The sequence below is a fragment of the Salinisphaera sp. genome (assembly GCF_035690525.1).
Classification (GTDB): domain Bacteria; phylum Pseudomonadota; class Gammaproteobacteria; order Nevskiales; family Salinisphaeraceae; genus Salinisphaera.
On record NZ_DASSKM010000030.1, the window covers coordinates 1 to 9392 of the forward strand.

Annotated in this window: 9 protein-coding genes; 5 read left to right on the forward strand and 4 right to left on the reverse strand. The window is 64.4% G+C overall.

Going from position 1 to position 9392, the window contains the following annotated elements:
- A partial coding sequence (locus tag VFJ08_RS01865; RefSeq protein WP_324994572.1) for an L-histidine N(alpha)-methyltransferase occupies positions 1 to 509 on the reverse strand: 509 nt, incomplete at its 3' end.
- Positions 510 to 577: 68 nt separating this feature from the next.
- On the opposite strand from VFJ08_RS01865, the gene egtC reads away from it, so the two are divergent.
- On the forward strand, positions 578 to 1315 hold the full coding sequence (gene egtC, locus VFJ08_RS01870) for an ergothioneine biosynthesis protein EgtC (protein WP_324994573.1): 738 nt from the start codon (positions 578 to 580) through the stop codon (positions 1313 to 1315).
- A gap of 21 nt (positions 1316 to 1336) precedes the next feature.
- Complete coding sequence (locus tag VFJ08_RS01875) at positions 1337 to 2467, forward strand: SUMF1/EgtB/PvdO family nonheme iron enzyme (protein ID WP_324994575.1); 1131 nt, start codon at positions 1337 to 1339, stop codon at positions 2465 to 2467.
- A gap of 48 nt (positions 2468 to 2515) precedes the next feature.
- On the opposite strand, the gene metC is transcribed toward VFJ08_RS01875, so the two are convergent.
- On the reverse strand, positions 2516 to 3685 hold the full coding sequence (gene metC / locus VFJ08_RS01880) for a cystathionine beta-lyase (protein ID WP_324994577.1): 1170 nt from the start codon (positions 3683 to 3685) through the stop codon (positions 2516 to 2518).
- 269 nt (positions 3686 to 3954) lie between these two features.
- Here metC and VFJ08_RS01885 point away from each other — a divergent pair, with 269 nt between their 5' ends.
- Positions 3955 to 4752, forward strand: coding sequence for a glycerophosphodiester phosphodiesterase (locus VFJ08_RS01885; protein ID WP_324994579.1), 798 nt, complete (start codon positions 3955 to 3957; stop codon positions 4750 to 4752).
- A gap of 121 nt (positions 4753 to 4873) precedes the next feature.
- Here the strand turns inward: VFJ08_RS01885 and sppA are convergent, their stop codons facing one another.
- Complete coding sequence (gene sppA / locus VFJ08_RS01890) at positions 4874 to 6766, reverse strand: signal peptide peptidase SppA (RefSeq protein WP_324994580.1); 1893 nt, start codon at positions 6764 to 6766, stop codon at positions 4874 to 4876.
- Between the two features lie 159 nt (positions 6767 to 6925).
- On the opposite strand from sppA, the gene trxB reads away from it, so the two are divergent.
- Both trxB and VFJ08_RS01900 read left to right on the forward strand, forming a co-directional pair.
- The gene (gene trxB, locus VFJ08_RS01895; RefSeq protein WP_324994582.1) at positions 6926 to 7942 is read left to right on the forward strand and encodes a thioredoxin-disulfide reductase; all 1017 of its coding nucleotides are present in this window, start codon (positions 6926 to 6928) and stop codon (positions 7940 to 7942) included.
- 76 nt (positions 7943 to 8018) lie between these two features.
- A complete protein-coding gene (locus VFJ08_RS01900) occupies positions 8019 to 8579 on the forward strand; it encodes a C40 family peptidase (RefSeq protein WP_324994584.1) in 561 nt (186 codons plus the stop codon).
- 241 nt (positions 8580 to 8820) lie between these two features.
- On the opposite strand, the gene rplS is transcribed toward VFJ08_RS01900, so the two are convergent.
- The gene (rplS, locus tag VFJ08_RS01905; protein WP_324994586.1) at positions 8821 to 9168 is read right to left on the reverse strand and encodes a 50S ribosomal protein L19; all 348 of its coding nucleotides are present in this window, start codon (positions 9166 to 9168) and stop codon (positions 8821 to 8823) included.
- Between the last annotated feature and the right edge of the window lie 224 nt (positions 9169 to 9392).

Consider the following 9392-nt stretch of genomic DNA (forward strand, 5'->3'; position numbering starts at 1 on the left):
CCCAGGAAAACGAACAGGCGCCGGCCCCCGTCGTCGGCCAGCGGCAGGTTCGCCAGCCCGGCGGTGTAGTCGCCGCTCATCGCCTCGACCTGCAGCCAGTCGTAGTCCGCGATCAGTTGTCTGGCCGAATCGAGCATGATCTGCGAGCTGACCTCGAACGGCCAGTAGCGGGCGTGTACGCCCAGACGATCGCAGACGGCGATCAGATGCCGGGTCTTGCGCGAGTTGCCGCTTCCGAGTTCCACGATATGCCCGGGCGCGACACATTGGACGATCCGTTCGGCGGTATCGGCCAGTAGCGCCGCTTCGGCGCGCGTCGGGTAATATTCGGGGGTCTCGCAGATCGCTTCGAACAACTGCGAGCCGCGATCGTCGTAGAAATACTTGGGTGGCAGCCAGCGCGGCGGCTCGATCAAACCGGCGCGCACATCCTCGGCCAGATCGGGGACGCGACGCAGCGCTTCGACGCGGTGATGAATCAACCGCGCATCGGACGAATTCAGAGTCATGAACCAGGCGGTGTAATTACTTCGGCCGAGGTTATCATGGGCCGATTCGTTCACCGTCCCAGCCCGCCATGTGCCGAATCGCCGCCTACCTCGGCCCCGCCTGTCCGCTGCGCGACTTTCTTGACGCGCCGCCGCACAGTCTCGCCCGGCAATCGTGGGATGCCCGCGAAATGGCCAGCGCCACCGTCAACGCCGACGGCTGGGGGGTCGGCTGGTATGCCGACGACGGCCAACCGGCGATCTACCGGCACACCCTGCCGGTCTGGGCCGACGGCAACGTCGATGCGCTGGGCCGCAGCCTGAGCCGCCCGCTCTGGGTCGGCAACGTACGCAGCGCCACGCCCGGGCTCGGCACCGATCACGCCAACACCCAGCCGTTCGCCGGCAACGGTTTGATATTCGCCCACAACGGCTATATCCAGCATTTCGCGCATACGCTGCGCGCCCGCGTGCGAGCCGAACTCGACCCGGCCATAGAACAAACCATTAATGGAAATACCGATTCCGAGTACCTGTTCGCCCTAGTGCGTCAGCAGAGCGGGAGTCTTGTCGAGCGGCTTCGCGCCACGCTCGATCTGGTCCGTGCGTGGCTGGCCGAACATGACGATCTAAAGGCGCTTCTCAACATAATCGTGACCGATGGCCGCGAGTTGGCCGCGGTACGCAGCGCATTCAATACGCCGGCGCCTTCACTCTACATACACGAGAACTGGCGCGGCGGCTTCGTGATCGCATCGGAAGCCTTCGACACCGACCCCGGCTGGCAAGCTGTCGTTCCGGAACGCTTTGTTACGCTCCGCGCGTAACTTACTGAAAGCGTTCGATCCATGACCGCTCAACCCGACTCACGCCTCGCTATCCTGCGCCAAACCTCGCAGGCGATGCTCGACGCACGCGACGAAGCCGCGCTCCGGCGTCAGCCGCGCCCGGAGCTCAGCCCGCTGCTATGGCATGTCGGCCATGTCTTTTTCGTAGAGAATTATTGGCTCGCCGAACGCGTGTTCGGCGACACCTCAGTAACCGATCGCTGGCGCCGCCTGTATTTTCCCGAGGCATGCGACAAGCAGGCGCGTAGCGCGCGCCTGCCGGGGCCGGACTCAATGCGTCGGTGGACCGCCGAAATCGCGGCAATCAACGACCGCTACTGGGCGCACGCGACCCCGGAACACCACGATCTTCTCCGAAACGGTTACCTACACGCCTTCATCTGCCAGCATTACGCCCAACACATCGAAACCATGCGCATGGCCGCCGCGCAGCTCGATCTGGCAAGCGACGACGGTGCGGCCGCGCTCGATGTAGCCGAGCCGGTATGCAATCGGCGCGTGAGCGTACCGAGCCGGCGCGTACGTCTGGGCACCGATTCGATCGACGCCTACGACAACGAAAAACCGACCCACGAGCGCGATGTCGAGCGCTTCGATATCGCCGGCGCGCCGGTGAGCAACGCCGAATGGCTCGGCTTCATGAACGCCGGCGGCTACGATCGACATGAATTCTGGGACGACGACGGTTGGCGGTGGCGCTGTCGTCACGGGATCGAACACCCCCAGCACTGGCGGCCCGCCGAAAACGGCTGGCGCATCGCCTGGCGGGGCGACCCGGCAACACTCGCCGAAGCCCCCGTGCACGGCATCGGCTGGTACGAGGCACGCGCTTTCGCACGCTACGCGCAGGCGCGGCTACCCACCGAGCACGAATGGGAAGCGGCCGTTCGCGCCGACAAAATCGCGGCCGCCGGCCAAGTCTGGGAATGGTGCGACAACGCCTTCAAGCCCTACCCCGGCTTCACCGCATTTCCCTACGACGGCTATTCCAAGCCGTGGTTCGACGGCCATCATTATGTTGCCCGCGGGTCGAGCCGGCATACCGAACCGGAAATAAAACGCGCGGGTTTCCGCAATTTCTACCCGCCGACCCATCGACACGTCTTCGCCGGTCTGCGATTGGCTTGGTGAAAGAGCCTGTTGCCGTTGCACACGGCAACAGGACTGAAACGCCGCAGTTCAGGCCGCGCTGTAGCGCGCCAGGCCGGCCGCCATGTCGTCGATCAGGTCGGCGATATCCTCGAGCCCGGCGTGGATGCGCAGCAGCGGACCATCCGCCTGCCAGCGCGTCGCCGAGCGCGAACCGGCCGGGTCCACCGGCAGCACCAGGGATTCGTAACCGCCCCAGGAGGCGCCGAGCCCGTAGAACGCGAGCCCGTCGATCAAGGCGGCGAGCTGGCGGCGTTCGCCCGGTGCGAGCTCGACCGCGAACAAGCCGCAGGCGCCGGTGAAGTCGCGTCGCCACAGATGATGCTGCGGATGATCGGCGCGCGCCGGATGCAGCACGCGCGTCACCCCCGGCTGTTCGGCAAGCCAGTTGGCCAGCGCCAGACCGTTAGCTTCGTGGACCGGCAGGCGTTGACCCAAGGTACGCAGCCCGCGCGCGCCGAGATACACATCGTCCGGCCCGGCGCAGTAGCCGAGCGCGATCGAGGTATGCCGCACGGCGCGATAATGCGCCGCCTCCCGACAGTTGACGACGCCGAGCATGGCGTCGGAGTGGCCGACGATGTACTTCGTCGCGGCGTGCACCGACAGATCGATCCCGTGCGCAAACGCATCGAAATAGATCGGCGTTCCCCAGGTATTGTCGGCGATCACGCTCACATCACGCTCGCGCGCCACCGCGGCCAGCGCCGGCACGTCCGAAATTTCGAAGGTCAACGATCCGGGCGCTTCGAGAAACAGCGCGCGCGTATTGTCGCGAAAACGCCGATCCAGCTCATCGGCCGAAATCAGCGGATCGACGTATTCGGTTTCCACGCCGAGACGCGCGAGCAGGCCGTCGCAGAACTTGCGGGTCGGCCCGTAGACGTTGTCGGCGACCAGCAGATGATCGCCGGCCCCGGCCACGGCCAGCAGCGCGGTCGCGATCGCGGCGAGCCCCGAGCAGGTGCTCACCGCGCCGTGCGCGCCTTCGACTTCGGCAACCGCGGACTCGAAGGCGAACTGGGTCGGCGTGCCGAGCCGGCCATAGTGGACACCGGAGAACGGATCCGCCTGCGAGGCATCGAAGTCGGCCAGGCTGTCGAACAGCACCGTCGAGGCATGATAAACGGGCGTATTGACCATGCCGTAGTGATCGGCGGGCTTGCGCCCGGCGTGAACGAGACGGGTCGCTTGTTTCATAAATCGCCTATCAAAGCGCTGCAAGTCCAAATCTCCATTCGACGTATCCGGCATGAAAACCTCTGCCGCTACCTTGGACGTACTTGATGCAATTCGCGAGTCGCGTGAGCGCTAACAAAGCGTATATGGACGCCGCCAGGCACAGAGAAGGCCACGCAGTATAAAGCTACTTGCGAGGCAGGACACAAAGGACTGTTGCCGCGAGCGCCAGCCATGCTCGGCCCGGATGAACCGCTATAATCCGCGCTGGCCCGTTGCCGCGAGTTGTCTTGCACATTTTTGTCGAAGACGCCCTGCTGTGGTTGTCCGAAGCCGTTTTATCGGTCTGGCCAAGCCCGCGGCCGACGCACGACCAGCTCGCGGGCGCGCGTATCGTGGCGCACCGCGGCGAGCGCCATGAAGTCCGGGCGAAGGAAAATACGCTCGCGGCTTTCGATCCGGTGGTCGCCGCCGGCGTGCACACGATCGAATTCGATGTGCGCTATACCGCGGACGACGAACCGGTCGTGATCCACGACCGCGATCTTGCGCGGGTCTTTGGCCGATCCGATCGCGTCGATGCGCTCAGTTGGTCGATGCTGCGTGCGCGTGCGCCCGAGGTGCCGCACCTCGGACAAATCATCGAACGCTACGCGCATCGCGCGCACCTGATGATCGAACTCAAAACGCGCGGGTCGGCGCGTGCGGAAGCACGCCTGCGCGATTGCTTGGATGAGCTGGCGCCGTGCGACGATTACCATGTGCTTTCGCTCGATCCATATCGGTTCGAGGCGCTGACCGACCTGCCCGCCGCGGCGCATATTGCGGTCGCCAAGGCCAACTGGAAGGCGATCCGGGCTTGGAGCCGACAGCATGCGTGCGGCGGCGTCGCCGGGCCGTTCATTTTCATTCACCGCGGCGATATCCAGGCCGCGCGGCGCGAAAACCGCTTGATCGGCAGCGGTTTCATCAGCCGCCGGGGGTTACTGCTGCGCGAGATCGGCCGCGGCATCCCGTGGATCTTCACCAATCGTCCGCTGGCCCTGCAGCGCATGCTCGACCGGGCCCGGGCGGGCGCCGCACGCTAACCAACCGGGTCACTCATAAGCTTCCTTATCTTATTAGTCCTAAAACAGCTGAAATGTCAGCTGTTTTCAAGCGCTTCGCGGCCGATGGCCGCGGCGAGCACGCGATTGCGTGCTCGCGCTATCAATCCGACATGAAGGTATTTTCATGCCGGATTGATAAAACGTCGCGCACCTCAGCGGTGCCGGCCAGCGTGGCAGCCGATCGCAACCGGCAGAAACAGCGGGCGTAGAGCCCTTGCGGGTCGGTCAGACCGCGCAGAAAATCGACCGCACCGGTAGATACGGACGCGGCCAGCCATGACGGCACCAGCGACGCCGATATGTGACTGCCGATGAACTGCCGCATAGCGCCGCGCCAGCTCGCCGGCGGCTGCATCGGCTGGAGTCGATAGTTGTCGAGATTCAGCCCGGCGAGCTTGGCCGCCGCGGCTTCGGCCCGGGTCACGTCGCCCAGCTTGTCGACCAGCCCGATGCGCTGGGCGTCCGCCCCGCTCCAAACCCGCCCCTGGGCGATTCTATTCACGGCATCGGTCGACATATCGCGGGCGGCCGCGACATGGCCGATGAACTGGTTGTAGCCGTGCTCGACGCCGGCCTGGAAAATCGTCTTGACCGGCTCGGACAACGGCTTGCTCAGCCGAATCGCGCCGGAGAGCTTGGTCGTGCCTACGCCGTCGGAATGAATACCGAGCTTGTTCAGCGTCTTGGAGAATGTCGGCACGATCGCGAAGATGCCGATCGAGCCGGTGATGGTCGACGGCTCGGCCCAGATCTGGTTGGCGTTCATCGAGATCCAGTAGCCGCCGGAGGCGGCCATGCCGGCCATGGAAACGACCACCGGCTTGCCGGCCTGGCGAAATGCCACCACCGACCGCCTGATGCGCTCGGCGGCGGTGACCGAGCCGCCCGGCGAGTCGACCCGCAGCACGAGCCCGGCCACATGATCGTCCCGGCGCGCGGCGTCGATCAGACGCGAGATCGTTTCGCCGCCGGCCGATCCGGGCACGCTCTCGCCGTTGATGATATCGCCGGCGACGGTTACCACCGCCAGGGTCGAGCCCTGGCCGGCGCCGCCGCGATGATCGATGTTGGCGAGATAGTCGTTCTGGTTGATCTGATTGAAGCTGCCGCTGATCGGGTCCCGGCCCACCTGGGCGATCAAGGGCTTGTGCAGGTCGTCGAGCGTGGCGACCCGGTCCACGAGCCCGGCCTTCTTGGCCAGCGCGGCGGCGTTACCGCCGTTGGCGACCAGATTGGAGGCATAGTTGTCGATGTATCGGTCGATATCGGCGGGTGTGATATCGCGATCGGCCGTGACCGTTTTTTTATAAATACCCCACAGCGAGTTCAGCCACGCCAGATTGTCCGCCCGGGCGGCCGGCGACATGCTGTTGCGCGTATAGGGTTCCACATACGACTTGTATTTGCCTACGCGAAACACGTTGACCTTCACGCCCAGCTTGTCGAGCGCGTCCTTGTAGTAGTTGCGATACACGCCGTAGCCGGTCAGCAGCACATAGCCGAGCGGATCGATATAGATCTTGTCGGCGTGACTGGCGAGCTCGTAGCGGGCCTCGTCGTAGGCATCCGACCAGGCGACGACCGGCTTGCCGGACTGTTTGAAGCGGTCGATGGCGGCGACCAGATCCTGCAGCTGGCCGGGCTCGGCGCTGTCGAGATCGTCCAGCTTGAGCAGGACTTCCTTGATGCGATCGTCGTTACGGGCTTGGTCCAACGCACGGATCAGATCCCGCACCACCGAGGGCCGGGCCTCGTTCGAGACTACGCTCTGTACCAGGGTGTCGACGCCGCCGGCCTGTTCGACCAGATCGCCGACCGGGTCGACCACGAGCACCGCCTGCGACGGCACCGGCGGCGCCGGATGGTGCACGGCCATGTAGATGGCGACCGGAATCACGATCAGGACGAAAAGGAAAATCAGCGAATAAATCAGCGCCAGAGTGCGCCAGAGCCCTCCGACCACGCGTCGGAAAAAAGACGGTTTGCCAGCCACAGCGTCTCCCATGCGACCGTCGCGTCGTGCGCGGTTCCCGGTCTGTTCGTTTCGTGCCCCAAGCGCTCAGTGTAGCGATCGTGCATCCTGCGCGCGACTTGAATCCGGCCGATACATGCCGCAGTTTAGCCGCATCCATACCCTATCCGAGCAAATCCTATGGGTCATACCGGTGCCGAGCATCATCGTCTGATCATTCTGGGCTCAGGCCCCGCCGGTTACACCGCGGCGGTCTATGCCGCGCGTGCGAATCTGGAACCGGTCATGATCACCGGTATCGAACAAGGCGGCCAGCTCATGACCACGACCGATGTCGACAATTGGCCGGGCGACGTCGAGGGGCTGCAAGGCCCGGGCCTGATGGAGCGCATGAAACAGCACGCCGAGCGCTTCAATACCCGCATGATTCACGACCAGATCCATACCACCGATTTGTCGGCGCCGCCCTATCGACTGGAAGGCGACTCGGGCGTCTACACCTGCGACGCGCTGATCGTCTCGACCGGCGCGACCGCCCGCTATCTCGGCCTGGAATCGGAAATGAACTTCATGGGGCGCGGCATCTCCGCCTGCGCGACCTGCGACGGATTCTTCTACCGCAACAAGAACGTGGCCGTGATCGGCGGCGGCAACACCGCACTCGAAGAAGCGCTGTATCTGTCGAATCTAGCCGCGCACGTCACCGTCGTGCACCGACGCGACAAATTCCGCGGCGAGAAGATTCTGGCGGACAAACTGTTCGACAAGGCCGCCAACGGCAATGTCAGCATCGTCTGGGATCATGAACTCGACGAGGTGCTGGGCGACGAAATGGGCGTGACCGGCGGCCGGATTCGTCACAAGCAGAGCGGCGAAACCCGGGAACTCGACGTCGATGGCATCTTCATCGCCATCGGCCACAAGCCCAACACCGATATATTCGCCGGTCAGCTCGACATGGAAGGCGGCTATATCAAGGTGCAAAGCGGCACCCAGGGCAATGCCACGGCTACCAGCAAGCCCGGCGTCTTCGCCGCCGGCGACGTGATGGATCATGTCTACCGGCAGGCCGTGACCTCCGCCGGCACCGGCTGCATGGCCGCGCTCGACGCCGAGAAATATCTGGATGCCCTCACCGAGGACGAAACGCCGCGCGAGGAACATGTCGAGAGCCAGGTCGCGCATCGCGCGGTCTGATCGAACGCGCGGGCCCCGATCTGATGGTGATCTGGTCGATGGCCCGCGCTTACGGCATCATGACGGCATGAAACGAATGACCCGAACATCCGGCCGGTCGCGCCCGGCTGTCGACCCGGCCATAGGCTTGGCGCTGGCATGTACCGCGGCGCTGTCGGCCTGCAGCACCGCCCCGCAAACCGAGAGCATCGAGAAAGCGCTGGAACAGACCACGCCGGCGCGTCAGACCGTCGCCTCCGTGGCGCTGGCGCAGGTCGGCGACGCGTACGGCGACCACATGGCCGGGCCGCGCCGGTTCGACGACTCGGGGTTGGCCTATTACGCCTATCGCCAGAACGGCCGCCCGTTGCCACGCAGTCTGGGCGAGCAACTGCATGCGGGGCGGCCGATCCCGTTGGCGGCCGCCGAACCCGGCGATCTCGTCTTCTTTCGGGTCGACAGCCCCGATGGGCGCGGCCGGCTCACGGTGGGCGTCATCATCGATACCCAGGTCGCCGTGCTCGCTCTCCCGGGCGGCCAGGCCAAGGGCGGCGGCGTGCGCCGGGTCGCGCTCGACGGCGGGCGCTGGTCGCAGCGCATGGTCGGCGTATCGCGCCTACTGCCGCAGGCTGCGTCGGATTCGAACGCTTCGTCCTAGAACAGTTTCCACCTTTTTGAAGTTATTTATCCGCAGATGAACGCAGATTTACGCAGATTGAATGAGCGTCAAATCAGCTTTCCAGCGGATGTTCAGGCTGTGTTCTTTTGCCAGAAAACGGTTACGACTGTTCGCTAAAAAGTGCAAATGCTATAGATACCATCCTGCCTAACGGCAACAAAAAAGGCGCCTTCGGGTTCTCCGGGCGCCTTTTTCATCAGCCGCGGTATCGCGGCGCGGGTTACAGCTTTTCGCGGATACGCGCCGACTTGCCGCTGCGCTCGCGCAGGTAGTACAGCTTGGCACGGCGCACATCACCACGACGCAGCACCTTGATTTCGGCGATCCCGGGCGAGAAGGTCTGGAACACGCGCTCGACGCCCTCGCCGTGCGAAACCTTGCGCACCGTGAAGGCCGAGTTCAGGCCGCGGTTGCGCTTGGCGATGACCACGCCCTCAAACGCCTGCAGACGCTCGCGCTCGCCTTCGACCACGCGCACCTGGACCACCACGGTATCGCCGGCGGAAAAATCCGGGATGTTCTTGCCGCTCTTCTGCTCGGCTTCCAATTCATCGATGATGTTGCTCATGGCCTGCCTCTGAATCCTGGGTGTCAGCCGTGGGTGGGCGTTCAAGGACGGCGAATTATACCGGAAAGAATGCCGCCGTGGGACCCCCGAAATCGCATTGCCGACGATTTATTACGGTCGCGGTACGCGCTCGGCATATTCGGCGACGAATTCGGTCAGGAGTGCCTGTTGTCGTTGATCCAGCTCGATCGCGTCGAGCAGATCGGGCCGCCGCAGCCAAGTCC